This window comes from Leptospira johnsonii (assembly GCF_003112675.1).
GTDB classification, from domain to species: domain Bacteria; phylum Spirochaetota; class Leptospiria; order Leptospirales; family Leptospiraceae; genus Leptospira_B; species Leptospira_B johnsonii.
The window spans coordinates 16,438-35,130 of the sequence record NZ_BFAY01000011.1; the positions used below are offsets into that span (position 1 = coordinate 16,438).

The window sequence follows — 18,693 nt, forward strand, 5'->3', positions numbered from 1 at the left end:
CTGGGGTTATCGGTCTTCCTCTTCCATATTTATATTTCCGAATACCGCGAACGAAGGTACGGTATATTGTTTTAAGTAAGTAAAGTCTGATTGTTTCGTATAAAGATTGGAATCGTCTATCGAGCCCGGGGGTAAAGAAGAATCATATAATGCTTGGGCCGCATGCATTTCAGTCCGACTAGGCTCAAATACACTTCCTGTCAGCATAGGGAACATTAGATCTTTAGGATCTTGAGAATGTTGTAACCCAAGACAATGCCCTACTTCGTGGGCGACTGTTGCGATTATATACTCTTTTGCATCGATGGTGCTTCCTTCCATCCTCATTGCGTCCGCAGTTGCTTTGATCCTGTCTTTAAAAATAAAAATGACGCTATTTTCTATCTTGGTAGTTGCGCTGATGGAACAAGCCGCGAGGTAAAATGGATTAGAGGAGAATAGCTGACAATCTTTTACATTTTTGTGCGAGATACCTTCTACATTACATTTGCCCGAATCAGTAAAGGCGATTGTATTTCTCATTCTATCCACTCTGGTTTTGGCAGGATAGACGTCGATACCAAGACCCCATTTTTGAGCCGCTGATTTTGTGAGTTGTAAGCCGCCTTTCATCTCTTCTCCGTAGGTAATCCAGAGAAGTTGTTTTTCCTCCCAAGTGAGATCACTAGAAGGATTGCCCATTTGGGTACATTGCGCAAATGCAACAAGGCATAGTACGGACAGAGCTAAAGATACCCTCATTATTTTTCCCCAGAAAATATCCGACTTCAGAGTTTTTGTTTTTAGAAATCGAATCCGACGAATGCAGATTTAGCTTTTTGTAATGTATCTTTAAATTTTCTCTATCGCGGGATCGATCAGCGCGAAGGAATTTTTTCTTTTTCAGACCTGTTTATTCAACAAATCTCCGGTTCTTAATATTATGACGAAGCAGTTACAAAAATTTGCATCAAAATTTTTATTTTTGAAAAATTATATTAAATAAATCGAATGTTATGTTTACAATAAGATGAGAATCGTTTTGAGAAGCGAACGCAAATACATATACTCATTTTAGGTTAGAAAATTTATTTCCAAATGCTCACTAAACGTTCCGATCTAGTTTTATAATTTCTTTATACCGAAAGATTTATTCTTCTATCGGAAATTTTTTTCCAATATCTTGTAGTTGAGATGATATCGCAAGTAAGCACGACGAATGTGTTGAAGGGTAGAAAATACTAGAGCGAACGGATGAGAGTTACATATTTGGAAATAAATTTCTAAAATGAAAAATGTTTCTTTTGTCTTACCTTCTTCCCTTTGAATTTCTTAAGGGCTAAATTCCCTCCCAAAAAGCCTACTTTTTTGCCCCAACTCCAAAAACCGGACAGTTTTTTACTTGGTCCATAGTGCGCCGCAAAAAGACTGGTCATATATGGTGCAATGCACCATGAGAGGAGGCAAGGAGAATGCTCCAGCCTAAAATCCGAAAAAGATACATATTCATCGCCTCGTTACCCCTGTTCTACCAGTCCCTAGTGGCTCCAATCGCGGGCTCCCTTATTGGGAAGAGCACACCCGGTAGGAACTCCCTACCCGAATCCACCCAAATCAAAGAATACATCCGCTCCGAGAGACCAAGCCTTACCGAACCAGAGCTGGAAATTCTCTCCTTAACCGTAGAAAAGGAATCAGAAAGGATCAATAATAGCGCCTGCGGAGTTTATTGCCAAAAAGGAGAGAAGGTAGGACTACTTCTCGGGATCATCAAGACGGAATCTGAATTCTACCGAAAAGCCAGATCCAAGAAGAATGCTCTGGGGCTTATGCAGATCATGCCCCAAACCGGATCCTGGATCGCATCTTGGGAAGGAAAAAGTATCAAGAAGCAAGACCTACTAGAACCGGAGACAAATATCCACCTCGGAGTCTCCTATCTGAACCATTTGTTGGAAACCCATGAGGGAAATATCCGCAAGGCACTTCTCGCCTACAACGCGGGACCGGCAGCTGTTAAAAAATGGGGAGGAGTTCCTGCCTACGCAGAAAGCGTTTTTTCAGGCCAGGAAGAGTATTTGGGAAGCAGGGAATCATTCTAACGTTTTTGCATCCATAGAACGCAGGACCTAAGCATCTCGCTCATACGTTTCCGATCCGTATGAGCGGGGTGCCCGTGGCCTGGAAGAAGCCACTCAAAACTATAATTTTCCAAGTCCTGCATGGACTTGGTTTGTTCTTCCCAAGAATACCAGCAGGCTCCTCTGAACGCTATCAGCCTTTCTCTCTTAGGATCAAATGCCAAATGATCTCCTGAAAATAGAAATTTACGTTTATATAATAAAGTAGAATGTCCCCTTGTATGTCCAGGTCCGGGAATCACCAATAGATCTTCGCTTAAAGAGAATGGTTCCTTTCCTTTGATGACTATCTCTGCGTTAGGAATAGCGGATAGATCTCCTTCATGGATAATCCTTTGCGTCCCAAAGTCAGCATGGAATTTTTCGTGATCCGCTATATCGTCTCTATGTGTTAGAAAATGGTATTTGATGCCGCCCAGATTTTTTATTTTTTCGGAAAGTGAGGGAATATATCTGGGGGAATCCACGAGTACGTTACCTTCTTCTCGTAGAATCAAATAGGAGAACGCTCCGAATGAATCCTTGGAATGAAAACCGCAATGGTAGACCTCGTCTTGGATCTGCCTTGGAAAAGATGCTTTTGCTTCCGTGAGATCTACGCGATCTTCAGTTCCGATGGAGGCAGTGGGACAAGCAACTAATGCTTGTAAGGCTTGGAATTTTTCTGATTCTGTTTCAGGCTGCTTTTTAACGAAGGAACCTGTTTGGTCTTCTCCGAAAACATCCGAGGCTAAGATCCTACAAGTTTCGCAATCGATACAACTGGAATCTACATAGATCTGTCCGGGAGAATTTTGGACCTTTCTTTTTGCCAAAGTCGCCATACGGATTAGACTGTTTCTCTATTTAACCCAGTCGTTCCTGTTAAAATACTTGTCCTCTAAACTTTTTAATTCTCCTGTTCGTTTGAGCTCCGACAGAAAAAATTCGAAATTACGGGAGAAGTAGATGTCCCCTTTGGGAAGCAAAGCGCTCACATGATTTTCCTGAACCGGTTCTATAAGTGCCCTAAAATTGGATAAAATACTTCTCTGTTTCAGTATAAGTCCCTTGATATAGAGAGAATCTCCTACGAAACAATTTGCCTGTCCTTCTTTCACCGAATTCCAAGCACTTTCCATAGAACCGTAAGTAAATATCCTGGAATTTGGAAAGATACTTAAAAGATATTCATGGCTGGCAGAAAAGGCTCTGACAGAGAAGCTGAGACCGCTTACACTTTCCAGATCCTTTACACTTCTAAAATATACAGTAGAGATAATATTTCCTTCGGGAGGAGGGGGAAGAGCATTCTTGTTTACCAAGGCTCCGGGAGTGGAAACTAAATAAGGAGAACTGAAACTTCCTTTTTTAGATCTTTCTAATGTAGAACTTAAGCCAGAGAATGCGATGTCCGCTTCTCCGCTTTTGATCGCTTCCGCATAGTCTTCGAATTCAGGACGGTTTGTGAATGTGTATTTGACTCCCAAGAACTCGGCGTATTTTTTACCCAGCTCTGCATCGAATCCAGGAAAACCATCCTTTGGATCAGAGATATAGAACGGGTCGAAGTTACGATTTCCTGTGACCCTCAATTCTCCCCTTTTTTGGATCTCTTCCAAACGAGAACCCGAGATACCTTGTGAGAATACGGGAGAAAGGAATAAAAAAGAAAAAAGGATACCGAATATTCGAAACACCATTCTTTTATATTTTCTTAGCCCTTATGGATCAAGGGAAAAAAACACGGTAAGCTTGGATCTAATCCGTCTGGAGTTCCGGGATATTTTTATAATATTCTAATGATTCCGGATTGATGAGAGCGTCCTGATTTGTGACGACTTCCCCTTGAACGGTCTTCTTAACCGCTATCTCTACTTTTTTCATATTTCGAGTATAAGGAATATCTGCGACTTGAATGATCTTAGACGGAACGTGACGAGGAGAGACCTTCTCCTTGATCTCCTTTTTGATCTTGGATTCGAATATAGGATCCAAGACCGCACCTTGAGCCATCTTTAAGAATAAGATCACTCTTACATCATCCTTCCATTCCTGACCGATCACTACTGAGTCCGCGATTTCAGAAATGGTCTCTAATAGACTATACAAGTCCGCAGTGCCGATGCGAACTCCTCCAGGATTCAAGGTAGCGTCTGATCTTCCATACACCACCATTCCTCCATTAGGAAGAATTTCCGCAAAATCTCCATGTCTCCAGATGTCCGGATATGTATCGAAATAAGCGCCAAGGTATTTTTTTCCGTCCGGATCGTTCCAGAATTCCAAAGGCATAGAAGGAAATGGTTTTGTACAAACTAATTCTCCTTTTTGGCCTTGGATCTGTTTTCCAGAATCGTCGAAAATTTGAACTGACATTCCAAGGCCTAAAGATTGTAATTCTCCGGAACGTACAGGTAAATTAGGATTTCCTAATGCAAAACATCCGTTCAGATCGGTTCCCCCTGAGATAGAGGAAAGCCTTAGGTCCTTCTTCCAGGAATCGTATACATATTCGAACCCGTATCCTGGCAAAGGAGATCCTGTAGATAATACAGACTTTACGAAAGATAGATCAACACTCGGTTTGTATTTTTCCTTTTCCAAACTAAGAATATACTTAGCTCCAACTCCGAACACCTTCACCTTACGATCGGAAACATAACGGAATAATACTCCAGGATCGGGATGAAATGGATTTCCATCGAATAAATGAACTGTAGCTCCAATAGAAAGAGAACTTACGAGCCAGTTCCACATCATCCATCCGCAAGTGGTATAATAGAATATACCATCTCCTTCTCTCAGATCCGTATGTAATGCGAGTTCTTTCCAATGGTTCAGGAATACTCCGGAACCTTGGACCATACATTTAGGAAGTCCAGTTGTTCCGGAAGAATACATGATATACACAGGATGATCGAAAGATGTTTGGTAGAATTCAGGGTCCTTGCCCAGAAAAGATTTATAAGATTCTTCTAATGGAATCGAATTTTTAGGAAAACCGTCCGTGATATTCTTCCGATCATTAGATCCCAGACTAGGATATTCGGAAACTAAGATCTTTTTAAGATCAGGAAGTTGGGAAGAGATCTCTTGTACAGTATTCGCAAGTGGAAGTGACTTCCCCTTAAATTCGTATCGATCCGTGGTGATCAAAATTTTAGGTTTGATCTGGCCGAATCGATCCAATACTCCTTTGACCCCGAAATCCGGAGAGCAAGATGTCCAAACGGCCCCGAGACTGGTAGCTGCTAACATCCCAAGAACAGTATCAGGAACATTCGGCATGAGTCCTGCTATCCTATCTCCAGGCACCACTCCTTCTGATCTAAAATAGGCGGCAAGTGCTCCCACTTGCTTATAAAGTTCGGAATAAGTTATGCTCTTCTCCGCTCCGCTTTCCCCCCTGTAAAATAGAGCGATTGTATCGTCTTTTTTTCGGAGTAGATTTTGGGCGAAGTTCAGTTTTGCTCCCGGAAAAAATTTTGCCTCTCTAAATGTCTTGCCTGGTCGAATGACTTCGTCGTAGGTTTTGGAATGGATGACTGGAGCAAATTCCCAGATGAGTCCCCAAAATTTTTCGGGAAATTCTGCAGACCAGGAATGCAGCTCTGTATAGTTCTTAAATTTTTTACCGACCTTCTGTTCGGCAAAATTTTGGAATTCTGTAAGTCTTGAGTTTTGAATGAGTTCGGGACTGGGAGTCCAAAGGGTTTGATTCATGTCCGGCCTGTTATCTTCGTTTTTTTCAATCGAAGGTCAACAGTAAATTAGTTGTGAAGCAAAAGCGGTCCCGTAAGATTTGTGCGTCGATAAGAAGTCCGGAGTTTTCCAGTTGTCAGACCTGAATCATCTCAACCTGCCTACGATCCTATTTTTATGCGTAAGTTTGGTCTACGCTTTCCATGGTTTTCTCCACCAGTTAGTGGTGGGGGGTGCCATCTCGGTCTTCCAACATCCGGACGAAAGACAGTCCAGAATGATCCTAATGGTTTGGATCGCAACCGGCGGGTTTATGAGTTTTCTGGGACTTTTGCCTACGGTCCTTCTGCTTTTATACGGAGCGGACTCGGAACCAGTGAAGGCAGTTCTTTGGACCAATACTTTAGCTCTTTGTTTTTTAGCGGTCCACTTCGTTCTTTGTGGAGTGATGAAACTTCCTCGCCCTTTACGGATCGGTTTTTATTTTACGATCTCTTATGCGGTGGCAAATTTAGTTTTTCTTTTTACGTATGGTAAGGTTTAGTAGAACGGCTCGTAATAAGCCAGGTTCTCGGGGCCTTCGTGGATTACGATCCGATCTACTTTTCCCTGAGCAGCGGACACACTATCCTTTAAGCCATAGTAAAACCAACGGGCCATATTTTCAGAAGTTGGATTGGTCTTCTTAAAATCTGCATGATCGTTGATCAGAATATGGTCTAACTCAGCCACCAGTTCCTTGAGCCTACGTTTCGAGGTCAAAAAGTCGAAACTGATCCCGTCATCCCCAATATTCTTTTGGCCGGAAAGATAGACTTCTACCTTAAAGGAATGCCCGTGGATCGGCTCATCCGAGCCGTCAGGGAAGTATTTGTAAAGATAATGAGAGGACTCGAATCTTTCCTCGATACGAATATAGAATTTGCCGGTTTCTTGAAAAAACATGGAATTGACTTTGGCCTAGGGAGTCTATATACTGGAACTGAAAACCAGTACTTAGGAGATTTTCCCCATGTCGGAAGCGGTCAAGCCAAGATTTTTTAAAGAAATGACGGTAGGCGAAGCGATCGGTCTTCATCCGGAAGCAGGATTGGTGTTCTCCAGCTATCATTTGGGCGGATGCTCTCATTGTTCCATCAACGAGCTCGAAACGATCGAGCAAGTATGTATGGGCTACGGTGTGGAAGTGGATGTTCTGCTGGATAGCTTGAACAATCTACTCGAGGACGGAGAGTAATCTCTCCGCCTTCGGGCTCTCGCCTTCATTCCAATTTTATAATAGAAAATATTTCCGGATCGTCCCCAGCTCTTCTCCTTTCTCGCATCCAAACCATTTTAAAAGTTTTAATAAGGCCTTCTCCCCTTTTGGGCTGAGCAGAAGTTTATTGAGTGCGCTTCTTATTCCGAAAAATTTCCGTAGATCCGGAATTTTAGGAGCGGGAAGACTTAAACTGATATAAGACATTCCTACTTTTGTATCTCCCAATTCTCCGGGCTTTCTCATCTTTTCAAGATCCTGGCCCACATTATATAATGTTTTCTTAAACTTAGAGATCTTTGTGGGGTTCTCGCTTTCTAAGGCGGTTTGGTATTCTCCGATCCATTCCCGGATCTTTTTGTATTTTTCCCTGGTCTCGATCGTGGCAGGTATGATCTCGGAAAGAGAAGAAGAAGCTTCTATCACCTCAGTCACCAAAGGAGGAAGAATCAGCTGAAAATTATTCATTCTTCCGACAGGCGTAAGACTCGTAAACACCTTCACTCTCTCTTCGTCTATCCACTCTTTGACTTCAGAATTGATATCGGCGCTTGGTTTGAATAAAGGCACTTGCTCTAATAATGAGGCTCGGATTGGATGAGCCACGTAATGTGCGCCTAAGAATGTACTTCTTCCTAAATTTCCCGCGGCACCCCAAACGACTTGGCTGAAATATTCGTGAGGAGATTGTTTATTGTCACGGTAACCTTTAAGGTTCTCTTCCTGGTGTTTTTTCATCAGGTCGGTGGCGCATAATAATTTTAAGGCCTCATTTCTGGAATCTTTTACCTCCGGTTCGTTCGTGGGTATGTCCACAGAAACTAAAAGGCTTCCATCCAAGGAATCCAGACTTTCGAAGGAATTCCAACCTGCGGAGAATTTTTGGTCGTAGAATATTTTTTCTCTCAAAACGAGTTCGTTGATCAGATGGAATAAACTCTCGATCTGGACACAGGCTGTGGAAACTTCTGTCCAATCATAAGAATTTGTCTCTTTATTGATCTTTAATTCTTTAGAACTCGAAAAATCCAGACCTCCGGAATATAAGTCGAAAAGGCTTTCGAATGTCCAATTGTCCCAGAAAGAAGTATTGTTCTGCATCGCAAAGGTTTCGGATTCTCCCCTGAATGCGGAAAATTGCAACCTAAATTACGATAAATTTATGTTAGGTGGGTCTTTCTTTTATTTTTCACGCAAAGTCGCAAAGAAAAGAAGGTTCCTTTAGAGAATTCAAGAAACCTAAAGTAAATTCTTTACGACTTACAAAGATCTATTATTCCGATTTTCCTGAGATAGCATCGAAGATTTTTTCAGCCGAAATCTCGGCTAGTTGCTCCACCGTCTTTGCATACTCAATTTTTAAGGCCTGGATCTTAGGTGCATTTACGATGTCCAATTTATACAAAGGATCCTGTCCTTTGTTCAGGATGATACTAGCCTTCTCTACCGTTGTATATTCCATATCCATTCTAGGCGTCACTGAAATGAAGAGAGAATCCTTTGCTTTAGGTAGCCCGAATTCAACGTCTAACTTATATTTTCCCTTTAATTCGTAAAAGAGGGCATCTCTAAACTGTAAATATACTTCTGGAGTCGCCCTATCTGTTTTCTTTTCTATTTTACCCGACTTTGTTTTCGTTTCTTCCCTAATAATCCCATATTCGTAAGTAAGATCTAAATAAACCTTCTTTGACTTAAACTCAGAAACATCTGAATATTTTTTCCCTTTTACCTGAAAACCTTCTCCTACAGAAATCGAAGGGAGACACCCAAGTAAATTTATAAAAACTAACAATATAGTAATTCTTGAATATTTCATAATTCCTCTTTAAAACAGTTACTTAAGCAGTCGGATTGCTTCCGCTAAAGTTTCCACAAAGATCACTTTTCCGTTTTTATTGGTTTCGTAAATTAAATCTTTAAAACTTTTAGAAGGAATATTAGAATAGTCGCCTAGAACGATAAATCGTTTTTGATAATTGGTAATTTTCTGAAAAATCTCACCAGCAAAGCCAGTCTTCAGATCAAAAAAATGTTCCGGAAAATGAGAGGAATGGACGGCAATCGTATCGCTACTTGCAGAATAGATCAGATCGAAGAATGAATCTTTATCCTGAATGATATAGTCATCTTCCTTTAGAAAGGATATCGGGCCTTTTTCGGAATCTAATTCTTCGAATATCATTAGGATGATCCGAAGCTCACTCCCCTTTTTGGGGAATATAATAATACCGAACTCCCGCTTTACGGAAATAAAAACGGATCTCTGAAGATTGTTTATCTGTAGGTTGTAATCTTCTTTTAAAAGTATCTTCCGGAATACGGAATGTGTCTCCTAATGCGTCGCATCTAAAGAATCGATTCCCTTCCGGATAACGGATCATGAGCAAGGTGCCGGGTTCCGTTTCCCAGGCTCTACCTTCTCCTTCCCAAGAAAAATAAATAGATCTACTCGGGAAAATAGGATATTTTTTTCCTTCGTAAAGGACCTTGTCCTTGGTTCTATTCACATTTTTGAATATCTTTTTAGGTCCCGATTTTACGATAAAATGAACTGTGCCACATCTGAATGTGAGAAGTAGCGGAATTCCGCTCAAAGAGCCAGGCTCCAATCCTGAACCGGAAACATTAGCCCCGACACGGTTTGTGTTTTCTGCGATCCTTCCCAAGGTAGAACGCATAGACTCGTCTAAAAATTCTACTGTATCGTCTTTACGGATCTTCTCTAGTTGTCTATAGATCCGATCGAACTCTTGTTTTTCGTAGGCCTTGTTTCGAACAAAGCCGTCTAACTGTCTTTTTAGATTAGAAAGTCTGGCTTTGAAGTAAGGAGTATCGTTGCGAGAGGCGACATTGAACATTTCTTCCCAGAGTGTTTCTAATTCTCTGACTTCCGAATCTTGGTCGTAAGTATTCTTCTCCACTTCTTCCAAGATATAGCGGAACTTTCTTTTCAGATCGAATAGAAATCTGGAATCTTTTACTCTTTCCATGCCGGCTTATGATAGAATATCGGCAGGCTTTTTTACTAAGTCAGCCATTTTCCCAATAGTAAACTTTAGTTTGCGTGTTTTCTCATCTTGATGGATAGAATGATCCCGACCGCTGCCATGGACATAAGTAAGTGAGAACCACCGTAACTCATGAAGGATAGAGGGATCCCTGTCACCGGCAATAGTCCGAGAACAATCCCTATATTAATTGCCATATGATAGAATAACATCGCAACGATCCCGGATGCGAGTAAGGATCCGAATCTGTCCTTACTTTCGTAACTGATCTGTAGTCCTCGAAGTGGAATAGAGAATAAGAAGAAGAGTAAGAAGACAGAACCCAAAAATCCGGTTTGTTCCGCCCAAGAAGCGAATATAAAGTCTGTACTGGATTCAGGAACATGAGGGATCTTTCCTTCCGTCATTTCCGCATTTAGAAATCCTTTTCCGACTAACTTTCCGGAACCCACCGCAGGTTTGGACGCTCTGAGCTGGTATCCTGCGTCTTGTTTGAACTCGTCGGGATTCAAAAACGCAGTCAATCGAATGACCTGATTTTCCCGGAAAGGAACCGTTTTCATCACAACAACCGCAGAGATCAAACTGATACCTAAGATCCCCAAAGGAATATAATAAGAACGTAATGTTTTACTTCCTCTGGCTATCCTAAGCAAGATCATGATAATACTGAATATGATGAGCGTGGCGCCTACTCCGATCAATAATCCCTGGTTAGAAAGTATCTTAAATATGAAGCTCGCTTCTAAATCGATTACTTGATCGAATACTTCTCTTAATGCGGCGATCGTTTTAGGAGTCAGGTTGGCCCCGGCTACTTCTTTCCCATCCAAGACCTGCCAGGTTTTCCCGCCCAATCGGTTTACTACGGATAGAAGGTCCGTTTTTCCGGTTCTTTGTAAGAATGCGAGAATATCGTTCAGTAATGTAAGTTTGGAATATTCAACATACATCGGAAGAACGAGTGAGATCCCGCCGAATGTGATAAAAGAACCGATATGGAAATAGTCGGCTCCTCCCAAGAACAACATAGTGAATAAGATTGGTAAGAAGGAAACCGCGGTCCCAAAGTCGGGCTGTAAAAGTATCAACGCCATAGGAAGTAGAACGATCCCGAATGGGATGACTAGTACTACTAACTTCTTCATCTCTTTTTCTTTTAATACTAGATACTGTCCGAGTAGGATCACAGTGGCCAGTTTTGCAAACTCCGAGGCCTGCAATAAGAAAGGTCCCACCTTGATCCAAGATCTCGCACCTCTACTGGAAGGAAGATAACCGATCCATTTAACGAGAGTGAGTGCAAGTAATAGAATAGCGAATCCATATACAAATAACGCGTAAGCTCCGATCAATTGGTAATTGATCCGAGATACGAACCACATGATCACTAAACCTGCAAGGAAGAATAAGAACTGTTTAAACCATTTATGGCTCATGAGCCCGATACTCGGATCGTCAAAATTATACTCTTGAGAATATAATGTGAGAACGCTGCAGATCACTACTATGATGACCGAGCCTACTAAAAAGTAGTCAATCCTATCTATGGAACGATCCGACATCATTGTACATTCTCCGGTGCTACAGGGGCAGTCTCAGGTATCTCTGCAGTTCTTTTAAAACTTCCAGGAGGGAAAGCAGCTCTAAACATTTCTCTTGCGACGGGTGCCGCTCCGGCAGCTCCACCTACACCGTATTCTACGAAGACGGAGACCAACACTTGTTCGCTGACAGGAGCATTTGCAGGTGCATACCCTATGAACCAAGCGTGGTTGGATCCGGAAGCTCCCCTTCTTCTTGTTTGAGCGGTTCCTGTTTTTCCTGCGATGTCCGGAAGCCCAGGTTTATTTAATACGAATGCTGCTGTTCCATTCTTCACTACCAGTCTGAGTCCTGTTTTAATCGCCTCTACTGTAGAAGATTGGATCGGGATATCGCTCAGTCTTTGTGGATCAGTACGATTGATGATTGAATTGTCTAAAGGATCTCTGATCTCGTTCACTATATAAGGTTGGTAGATCTGTCCTCTATTCAATAGTCCTGCATAGAATAATGTCATAGAAAGAGGAGTAACGGACATGAATCCCTGTCCGATAGAAAGGTTGATCGTATCTCCATCGAACCATCTGGTCCCATAAATCCTTTTTTTCCATGCAGGAGAAGGGACCTGACCCGCAATCTCTCCCGGAAGATCGATCTTGGATTTTTGATCCAATAAGAATAAACGAGAATAGGTTAAGATAGGATCGGAACCCAGTTTGTATCCTAGATTATAAAAATACACGGAACATGATTTTTGAAGAGCATGGGCAAGATCATTCGTGCCATGTCCACCCTTCTCCCAACAATAGAATACTTGGTCGGGAACTCCGGCGAATGTGGATTTTAAAGTATAACTACCATTACATTGGTAACTAGTTTCAGGAGTATAATCCACCTTATGCCCGCTTTCCAAAGCAGCAAGTGCAACTAACGTTTTGTAGGTAGAAGCGGGAGGGAATTTGGATTGGATCGCAAGATTTAAAAATCCTCCGTTCGCATCCACTCTCTTATAATGTGCAGTCCTTTCCGATCTACTTTTTCCGGAGAGGACATTTGGATCATAGCTTGGATTAGAAGCCATAGCTAAAATTTCTCCGGTAGAAGGACGCATTGCGATCGCAGTTCCTCTGGCTCCTTTTAAAGCCTTGTATGCGGCAAGCTGAATGTCCTTGTCTATAGTAAGGACTAGGTTATTTCCTGGAGTAGAATGTTCCACTACCCTTTCTTCTTCAATATTTCCCTCGGAACTTCTTTTTTGGATACGGAAACCGTCCGTTCCTCTGAGTCTTGAGTCGTATTGGAGCTCCAACCCGTCTTTTCCGAGCCATTGATAAGATTTGATCTCACGGGTGAGAAGGTCCGTTTTACTAGGTTTACCTATATAACCCGTCACATGCGCAAGTGCAGGACCCATTTTATAGATCCTTCTGGGAGAAGGAACCAAGATCACATACTTAGATATATTATCAAAAACTGATATACGCTCTTGTTGTGCCTTGGAGATTGCTTCCAAGAGAACAAAAGGTTTTTTGGTTTTGATCTTTTTGGAAAATTTAGGTTCAAGCAAGTCCTCTTCGTAATAGGACATCGGGATCGAAAGAGTTCTTGCGAATTCTTGCAGAAAATTCTTAACTCTAGCTGGATCGTATTTAAGAATAGAAGTGTTTAATACTGCATCCAAACTGGAATAATTGGAAACAAGCGCCATAGAAGTTTCAGGAGTGAGAAAGTTTCGATCAAACATCTCTCCTCTGGCAGCCGGAATGGTCTCACTTTTTCGGACGAACTTCTCCGCCTTTAAAGAGTTATCCGTTCCTTGCACGATCTGAAGATTAAATAATTGGATCACGAATGCGATTAACGCAAATGCCACAAGGCCGGAGAACATGTACAGTCTTAGCCTGAAACTGCGCTCCAGTCTAAATTCTGTGGCTGAAGAAGATCCTCCTCCCCCCAACATTTTAGCCTTCCGCCTGCTCCAATCTGTACAATTTTCCGAGTACCCAGAAGAATATCGGAGCGATTGCGCCGTTAAATATCGAGGTACTGATGATGGAGTAGTTTAGATTTTCGTGAAAGAATAATGAGAATAAGAAATAAGATGCGATCCTGGAGATCAATGTCACTACCAGAGAATACAACATTATGGAAATTTGATTTTCGTGATAGGCAGGTCTTGCGAACTTTCCTACTATATATCCCATGATGCAGAATGTAAGAGAGTGAAGTCCTATCTTGTAGGTGACCACGTTCCCTACAATTTCTCCGCCTAAACCTGAATCGGAAAGTAATCCACCGAAAAATCCGATCCAAATCCCTGCCATTGTTCCTCTTCTAAGAGCAAAAAACAGAACGAAGATCACCATAAAGTCCGGTTTAAATCCAGAAATCTCGAATAGGTTTGTTCCATTCAAAAAGTGGGAGATCAGGATCCCGGCACCAATGACTATATATTCTAAGATCATTAGTTTGTTTCCTCTTCGGAGAATCCGGGTCCAGTACCTTCCGGCTTTTGGGGCTTAGGAGTTTCTACTGGTTTGTTCCCGCTAGGGGTTAGAGCTTTAGGCTCTCTTTCTTCTTTAGGATAATTCAGTTCGCCAAAATACGGATTTTCGATATTGATATTCTGTCCTTCAGGCCAGGTTTCAGCCCATTTTTCAGGGAGTTTCATGAGTATTGTAACGGACTCCAACATATCGAAACGAACAAAAGGTTTTAGGAATGCAGTTTTAAAACTTCCGTTACGCGGACCTTCTTCTGTGATAATACCCACTGGAATTCCAGGTGGGAACATTCCGGAAGAACCTGAACTATATACAGGTTTGCCAATCTTACTTAAAGATTCGGTGTATTGGATCATCTCGCTTGGACCCATCGGATAATCTCCGAAAATCCTAGGATCGATGATAATACCGCTGTCGATATAATTCATCAATCCTTCCATTCCTCTTCCTGAGTTTCCGGAAAGAGTGGCCCAGAGATTACTTTCCGGAATGGAAACACCCATATTAAAATTGGAATTGATGATCGGCTGGACCACTGCGGATCCCCCGGTGACTGCGATCACCTTTCCGACCAGAGCTTCTATAATTTCGCCCTTTTGGTTCACAGCTCTTGCGGTGACCGGCATATAAGGTTTGATCCCCGCTTCGGAGCCTTTGTCTATGATAATAGTGCGATAGATGGAATTCAAACGGACGGAAAGAACTTCCGCTTTGACTGTAGAATATTTTTGTTTAGTATTAAAACGTAATTCTCTTCTGAGACTTTCGTTTTCTCTGCTGAATCTTTCAATATCTTGGGGAAGAAGTTTATAATCGTCGATCGCGGCAACACATGCGTCTCTTTCTTGACGAACCGCTTCAAAAGATTCTAATTTAGTATAAGCTCCTTTAAAAAAGGAACCTACTCCGTCGATAGAACCGGAAACGGAATCTCCCACTCTCTGAAAACTTGCGATCCCTCTGACTAAAACGTTACTCTTAAAAGTCAGAGACAATAGAGAGAATACGATACAGAATAAAAGGGAAACGGTTTCCTTACTTTTATTAACTTGAAGCCAAAGCATAAAAAATTCCGTATCGGACTCCGGCCATCAGCCAGAGACCGAGATCCGAATTAACGGATCCCTGGTTTCAGATACTTAACTTCGTCCAAGAATTTTCCGGTCCCAAGTACCACGCAGGTCAGAGGGTTTTCCGCTCTGAACACAGGAACGCCGGTTTCTTTAGAAAGATAGGTTTCTAATCCTCGGAGAAGACATCCCCCTCCAGTAAGAACGATCCCTCTCTCTACGATATCCGAAGCAAGTTCAGGTGGAGTTCTTTCCAGAACTCTTTTGATTCCGTCTAAAATTTCGTCGGTTGGTTCTTTGAGAGCCTTGCGGATCTCGTTGGATTCCAATTCCAGAGTACGAGGTAATCCGGAAATCGCATCCCTACCTTTTACTTCCATGGTCTCGGTTTTCTTTTCAGGGTAAGCGTTACCGATAGTCAGTTTGATATCTTCCGCAGTTCTTTCCCCAACGACCAGGTTGTATTGGTTTCTTAAATATTTGATGATTGCATCGTCGAACTCGTCACCACCTGTTCTGATGGACTCGGCGATCACCATACCGCCAAGAGAGATCACAGCGATCTCAGTGGTTCCACCACCTATATCCACGATCATATTACCAGCAGGTTCGTTGATCGGAATATTTGCGCCGATCGCAGCTGCCAATGCCTCGTCGATCAGGAAGATCTCTCTAGCACCTGCTTGTTCCGCCGACTCACGGACCGCGCGTCTTTCCACCTCGGTGATCCCGGAAGGAACTCCGATCACGATTCTAGGTTTTACGAAAGTAGTTCTGTTATGGACTTTTGCAATGAAGTAGCGGATCATTTTTTCGACAGTTTCGAAGTCCGCGATCACCCCGTCTTTCATAGGACGGATCGCTACGATCTCGCCGGGAGTACGTCCCAACATTCTCTTAGCTTCCTGGCCTACTGCGAGCACCTTGCCCGTAGCCGCGTGGACCGCTACTACGGAAGGCTCGGAAAGAACGATACCTTGCCCTTTTACATGGACGAGAGTGTTTGCGGTTCCGAGGTCGATTCCCATATCGTTGGAAAATAATCCGTATAGCTTATCGAATATCATTTCTATCCTTTGCTGCCTGAAGGCTGGTTGATCTTTTTTATTATCTGCCGAATCGGTGAAAATCTCTAGGATTTTACGGCCACGATCCAATTCAATATTTCCTGCCCGATCCTTACGGGCAATTCCAAAACAAAAAAAACGAAAAACAAATTGGAACCCATTGCGACCTCCATTAACTTGGGCAACTTATGGTCCGGGAAAACACCCTAGCTGCCATCGATCTTGGCACAAACTCCTTCCACATGATAATCGTCCGGGTCCGAGAAAACGGGACCTTTGAAGCAATCGCCAGAGAGAAGGAGAACGTACGTCTCGGAAGCGGTTTGGAAGAAGGAGGAGAGATCGATCCTCCCGCATTTAGGCGTGCAATCGAGTGTTTAAAGCGTTTTAAGATGCTCGCAGATAACTCAAAGGCAGAGATCAGAGCGGTTGCCACTTCCGCAATGAGAGAAGCCTCCAATCGTGCCGAATTCCAGGCCGCCGCCTGGAAGGAAGCCGGCATCAAGATAGATGTGATCAGCGGATATGAAGAAGCCCGACTTATCTATTTCGGGGTCCTGCAAGGACTTCCGGTATTCGACAAAAAGGTCCTGCTAGTGGATATAGGCGGAGGAAGTACCGAAGTTTTAGTGGGTTATAGAGGGGATATCCTATTCTCTAAAAGTTTCAAATTGGGAGCGATCAGACTCACCGAAAAATTCCTGAAATCCGAAACCCTGGATTCCTCTCAGATACGAAAATGTAAACTCTATGTAGAGGAGATCATTCTTCCTTTCCGAAAGATCATCCGAGATCTGAAGCCTGAAATGATCATCGGTTCATCGGGAACCGTCCAGGCAACCGCAGGGATCATCCGCGCCTTCGAGGGGGAAACGGAAGAAAGACCTTTAAATCATTACACGTTCCAGTCATCCGAATTCAAACGCGCAAGGAATATGATCTTAGAAGCGGACACTTCTAAAAAGAGAAGTAAGATCCCAGGCTTCGATTCTAAACGTTCCGATATCATCGTGGGTGGAATGCTGATCCTGGATGAGTTATTCCAGTTATTGGACCTGCCGGATATGACAGTTTCAGAGTTCGCACTTAGAGAAGGAATCATCTACGATACGATCCGAAAATGGGAGCACTTCCAGGATCTGGAACATTCCAAACATCTGGACGATATCCGCCAAAAATCCATTTTGAATCTTTTAGTTTCCTATACAAGGGACCAAGAATATGCCCGTCATGTTTCCAAACTTGCCTTGGACATTTTCGATCAACTTCAGTCAGTACATCGATTAGGAAAAGAAGAAAGAGAATATTTGGAAGCTTCTTCTTTACTACATGAGGTAGGGCTATTCATTTCACATTCGGCCTATCATAAACACAGTTATTATCTGATCCGAAACTCTGAGGCTATGCTCGGATTCACCTGGGGAGAGATAGAGATCATTGCACTCACCGCAAGATACCATCGCAAAAGTTCTCCTAAATCCAAACATAGAGAATTCCAAAGAGTGGGTCCAAGAGAACAGGAAATAGTCGAAAAACTTTCCGCAATTTTACGGATCGCGAGCGCATGCAATCGGAACAGACAAGGGTTGATAGAAACTGTCAAATGCCAGGTCCGAAAAAATCAGGCAATCTTCACATTGGCCACAAATCAGAATTACGATAAGAGTCTGGAACTTTGGGCCTGCGAAGAACAAGCAGATACATTCGAGTCCGCCTACGGAATGGTGCCTTTATTTCAGTGAACAGATCTCAATCTTTCGGATATTTTATAACTGTAATTTTGGTACATTCTATATTTCTAAATTGTTTCACTGTCTTTCCTTATAAACAAGAAACCATAGATTCTCGTTTGTTGGATAAAAAGGAAGAAGAGATCGTTTCCAATAGAGGAAGAATAAACTACGAATTCGAAAACTTCGAACTGGTACTAAAAATAGAGGGCGCTTCTTTCCAAGAAACATTCGAAAAAAGGAAAACCTTAGAAACTAAGATCATACATTACGATTACAAGAAAACGGACGGATATAGACAGCTGGAAACGGACGATAAACCTTGGAATCGATATATTTTAGGAATGTTTGCAGATATCGGAGCTCTTTTCGAATGGACCACAATCCCGTTCCGCACAATTTCCAGGAAAAAGGAAGAAGAAACACTCTCTGAGAATATTATAAAATCCGAAAGAACCAAAACTTTCGAACCTAAGGAGCTCCAACTTATCTTAAGAGCAGAGAACACCGAATTTTTTAATAAGAGCCCTAACTCAGATACGATTCGCATTCCACTCGCAGAGATTCGAAAATTTTTCCCTAAAGCAAACTCTATAGAAGCGCTACTCTATTACGGAAAAGAAAGGATAGAATACCAAAACATCCCAGTCGCAGAAGAGATCCGTAAGATGAAGTTAAAATAAATCCTTAATGTTTCACTCCCC

The 18,693-nt window shown here is 42.4% G+C and carries 19 protein-coding genes; 5 read left to right on the forward strand and 14 right to left on the reverse strand.

Translation table 11 applies throughout. From position 1 onward, the window contains the following. Positions 1-6: 6 nt before the first annotated feature. A complete protein-coding gene (locus tag LPTSP_RS08880; protein WP_245915527.1) occupies positions 7-741 on the reverse strand; it encodes a matrixin family metalloprotease in 735 nt (244 codons plus the stop codon). A 710-nt stretch (positions 742-1,451) separates the two neighbouring features. Here LPTSP_RS08880 and LPTSP_RS08885 point away from each other — a divergent pair. Continuing rightward, positions 1,452-2,081, forward strand: coding sequence for a lytic transglycosylase domain-containing protein (locus tag LPTSP_RS08885; protein WP_108928459.1), 630 nt, complete (start codon positions 1,452-1,454; stop codon positions 2,079-2,081). On the opposite strand, the gene LPTSP_RS08890 is transcribed toward LPTSP_RS08885, so the two are convergent. The 3 genes from LPTSP_RS08890 to LPTSP_RS08900 are packed head-to-tail and all read right to left on the reverse strand — an operon-like array spanning position 2,078 to position 5,825. Further along, entirely contained in the window at positions 2,078-2,944 is an 867-nt protein-coding gene (locus tag LPTSP_RS08890; RefSeq protein WP_108928460.1) for an MBL fold metallo-hydrolase, read from the reverse strand. The two genes, LPTSP_RS08885 and LPTSP_RS08890, sit on opposite strands and share 4 nt — an antisense overlap. Positions 2,945-2,962: 18 nt before the next feature. Beyond that, positions 2,963-3,802, reverse strand: coding sequence for a substrate-binding periplasmic protein (locus LPTSP_RS08895; protein ID WP_108928461.1), 840 nt, complete (start codon positions 3,800-3,802; stop codon positions 2,963-2,965). Between the two features lie 58 nt (positions 3,803-3,860). Continuing rightward, the gene (locus LPTSP_RS08900; RefSeq protein ID WP_108928462.1) at positions 3,861-5,825 is read right to left on the reverse strand and encodes an acetoacetate--CoA ligase; all 1,965 of its coding nucleotides are present in this window, start codon (positions 5,823-5,825) and stop codon (positions 3,861-3,863) included. Positions 5,826-5,937: 112 nt separating this feature from the next. Here LPTSP_RS08900 and LPTSP_RS08905 point away from each other — a divergent pair, with 112 nt between their 5' ends. Then, positions 5,938-6,348, forward strand: coding sequence for a hypothetical protein (locus tag LPTSP_RS08905; RefSeq protein WP_108928463.1), 411 nt, complete (start codon positions 5,938-5,940; stop codon positions 6,346-6,348). On the opposite strand, the gene LPTSP_RS08910 is transcribed toward LPTSP_RS08905, so the two are convergent. Then, positions 6,345-6,749: a 6-carboxytetrahydropterin synthase gene (locus LPTSP_RS08910; RefSeq protein WP_108928464.1), complete on the reverse strand. Its 405-nt coding sequence runs from the start codon at positions 6,747-6,749 to the stop codon at positions 6,345-6,347. The genes LPTSP_RS08905 and LPTSP_RS08910 overlap by 4 nt on opposite strands. 67 nt (positions 6,750-6,816) lie before the next feature. Here LPTSP_RS08910 and LPTSP_RS08915 point away from each other — a divergent pair, with 67 nt between their 5' ends. Beyond that, positions 6,817-7,041 (forward strand): DUF1858 domain-containing protein, encoded by a 225-nt coding sequence (locus LPTSP_RS08915; protein WP_008593840.1) that lies wholly within the window; start codon positions 6,817-6,819, stop codon positions 7,039-7,041. A gap of 36 nt (positions 7,042-7,077) precedes the next feature. Here LPTSP_RS08915 and LPTSP_RS08920 read toward each other — a convergent pair whose 3' ends face one another. The 9 genes from LPTSP_RS08920 to LPTSP_RS08960 form a co-directional block, all read right to left on the reverse strand. Then, positions 7,078-8,205, reverse strand: a complete 1,128-nt coding sequence (locus LPTSP_RS08920) for a hypothetical protein (protein WP_245915528.1) — start codon at positions 8,203-8,205, stop codon at positions 7,078-7,080. 130 nt (positions 8,206-8,335) lie between these two features. Continuing rightward, entirely contained in the window at positions 8,336-8,881 is a 546-nt protein-coding gene (locus LPTSP_RS08925; RefSeq protein ID WP_108928465.1) for a hypothetical protein, read from the reverse strand. An 18-nt stretch (positions 8,882-8,899) separates the two neighbouring features. Continuing rightward, complete coding sequence (locus LPTSP_RS08930; protein ID WP_108928466.1) at positions 8,900-9,247, reverse strand: DUF4180 domain-containing protein; 348 nt, start codon at positions 9,245-9,247, stop codon at positions 8,900-8,902. 16 nt (positions 9,248-9,263) lie between these two features. Then, positions 9,264-10,055: a hypothetical protein gene (locus tag LPTSP_RS08935; RefSeq protein ID WP_108928467.1), complete on the reverse strand. Its 792-nt coding sequence runs from the start codon at positions 10,053-10,055 to the stop codon at positions 9,264-9,266. 65 nt (positions 10,056-10,120) lie between these two features. Then, a complete protein-coding gene (gene rodA, locus LPTSP_RS08940) occupies positions 10,121-11,641 on the reverse strand; it encodes a rod shape-determining protein RodA (protein ID WP_108928468.1) in 1,521 nt (506 codons plus the stop codon). Next, entirely contained in the window at positions 11,638-13,578 is a 1,941-nt protein-coding gene (mrdA, locus tag LPTSP_RS08945) for a penicillin-binding protein 2 (RefSeq protein ID WP_108928469.1), read from the reverse strand. Before mrdA ends, rodA begins: the two co-directional genes overlap by 4 nt. Position 13,579: 1 nt before the next feature. Beyond that, positions 13,580-14,083: a rod shape-determining protein MreD gene (mreD, locus tag LPTSP_RS08950; protein WP_100708168.1), complete on the reverse strand. Its 504-nt coding sequence runs from the start codon at positions 14,081-14,083 to the stop codon at positions 13,580-13,582. After that, positions 14,083-15,186 carry a rod shape-determining protein MreC gene (gene mreC / locus LPTSP_RS08955; protein ID WP_108928470.1) on the reverse strand — a complete coding sequence of 368 codons (1,104 nt, stop codon included), beginning with the start codon at positions 15,184-15,186 and terminating at the stop codon, positions 14,083-14,085. Before mreC ends, mreD begins: the two co-directional genes overlap by 1 nt. Before the next feature lie 50 nt (positions 15,187-15,236). Next, complete coding sequence (locus LPTSP_RS08960) at positions 15,237-16,259, reverse strand: rod shape-determining protein (RefSeq protein ID WP_008595388.1); 1,023 nt, start codon at positions 16,257-16,259, stop codon at positions 15,237-15,239. A 188-nt stretch (positions 16,260-16,447) separates the two neighbouring features. On the opposite strand from LPTSP_RS08960, the gene LPTSP_RS08965 reads away from it, so the two are divergent. Together LPTSP_RS08965 and LPTSP_RS08970 are read left to right on the forward strand one after the other, a co-directional pair. Then, the gene (locus LPTSP_RS08965; RefSeq protein ID WP_108928471.1) at positions 16,448-18,001 is read left to right on the forward strand and encodes a Ppx/GppA phosphatase family protein; all 1,554 of its coding nucleotides are present in this window, start codon (positions 16,448-16,450) and stop codon (positions 17,999-18,001) included. Next, positions 17,998-18,672, forward strand: a complete 675-nt coding sequence (locus LPTSP_RS08970) for a hypothetical protein (protein ID WP_108928472.1) — start codon at positions 17,998-18,000, stop codon at positions 18,670-18,672. Before LPTSP_RS08965 ends, LPTSP_RS08970 begins: the two co-directional genes overlap by 4 nt. Positions 18,673-18,693: the final 21 nt, after the last annotated feature.